1 protein-coding gene is annotated in these 1,757 nt (G+C 61.2%); it reads left to right on the forward strand.

The window, feature by feature from the left end; translation table 11 throughout:
- Positions 1–107 precede the first annotated feature (107 nt).
- Positions 108–1,391 (forward strand): FAD-binding oxidoreductase, encoded by a 1,284-nt coding sequence (locus tag QMX91_RS30990; RefSeq protein WP_282413896.1) that lies wholly within the window; start codon positions 108–110, stop codon positions 1,389–1,391.
- Positions 1,392–1,757 lie beyond the last annotated feature (366 nt).

The raw sequence follows: 1,757 nt of genomic DNA on the forward strand, positions 1-1,757 counted from the left end.
GGCGTCGGCACAGTCAATATTTCAGTGACTGACCCACCGCATTCGCGAGCAAGCCCGCTCCCACAGGGGATTGCACCCTGACTCCCGAATTTTGTGTGGACACCGACATGACCCAACGCTGCAATTCCTACTACACCGCCACCCTCAACCAGGACACCGACTACCCGACCCTGCAGGGCCGGCACCAGGTTGATGTGGTGATCATCGGCGGCGGTTTCACTGGCGTCGCCAGCGCCGTGGAACTCGCCGAAAAAGGCCTGAAAGTCGCCATCGTCGAGAGCCACAAGATCGGTTGGGGCGCCACCGGGCGCAATGGCGGGCAAGTCACCGGCAGCCTCTCCGGCGACGGTGCGATGCGCAAACAGATGCGCCCGAAACTCGGTGATGAAGTCGACGATTTCATCTGGCACCTGCGCTGGCGCGGTCATCAAATCATCCAAGAACGCGTGGCGAAATACAGCATTCAGTGCGATCTCAAGCATGGCCATCTGCACGCCGCTTACAAGCCGAGCCACATGGACGGTTTGCGCAACGATTACGAGGAAGCCGTGCGTCGCGGCCTGGGCGATGAAGTCAGCCTGCTCGACCGCAGCCAAGTGCGCGACCTGCTGCAAAGCGACCTCTACCACGGCGCAATCAAGAACACCCGCAACATGCACCTGCACCCGCTCAACCTGTGCATCGGCGAAGCGCGGGCGGCGGAAAGTCTAGGTGCCTTGATCTTCGAGAACAGTGAGGTGCTGGAAATCATTCACGGCAAGACGCCAGGCGTGCGCACCGCCCACGGCCAGATCGACGCCAATCAAGTGATGCTCGCCGGTGACGTCTATCACAAGCTCGAACCGGGTCAGCTCAAGGGCAAGATTTTCCCGGCCATGGGCGGCATCGTCACTACCGCGCCGCTGGGTGATCTGGCGCGGCAGATCAACCCCGAAGACCTGGCGGTGTACGACTGCCGTTTCGTCCTCGACTACTACCGCCTCACGGCCGACGGGCGCCTGCTGTTCGGCGGCGGCGCCAATTACAGTGGCAAGGATTCACGGGACATCGCCGCCGAGCTGCGCCCGTGCATCGAGCAGACGTTCCCGGCGCTCAAAGGGGTGCAGATCGACTACCAGTGGAGCTGCGCGATGGGCATCGTGATCAACCGCATCCCGCAACTGGGCAAGCTCTCGGACAACGTCTGGTATTGCCAGGGTTATTCCGGACACGGCATCGCCACCACCCACATCATGGGCGAAATCATGAGCCGCGCGATCACCGGGCAGATGGAACAGTTCGACACCTTTGCGCAGTGCCAGCATATTCGGGTGCCGATGGGGGATTTGCTGGGCAATCCGCTGCTGGCGGCGGGGATGTGGTATTACCAGATGCTTGAAAAGTTGCGTTGACCGCACCGGCCCCATCGCGAGCAGGCTCACTCCTACAAGGGAAACGCGTTCCAAATGTGAGAGCGAGGCTGCTCGCGAAGAGGCCAGCAGTCTCACTACAAATCTCAGTCCGGCAACTGCCCCCCCATTGAAATTCATTCCAAATGTGGGAGCGGGCTTGCTCGCGAAGGCTCCAGCCGCCTCACTATACAAATCTCAGTCCGGCAACTGCCCCCCCCCATTGAAATGCATTCCAAATGTGGGAGCGGGCTTGCTCGCGAAGGCTCCAGCCGCCTCACTATACAAATCTCAGTCCGGCAACTGCCCCCCCCCCATTGAAAGGCATTCCAAATGTGGGAGCGGGCTTGGGCGCGAGGGCGCCAGCAG

The organism is Pseudomonas sp. PS01299, from assembly GCF_029960145.1.
Lineage (GTDB): Bacteria > Pseudomonadota > Gammaproteobacteria > Pseudomonadales > Pseudomonadaceae > Aquipseudomonas > Aquipseudomonas putida_A.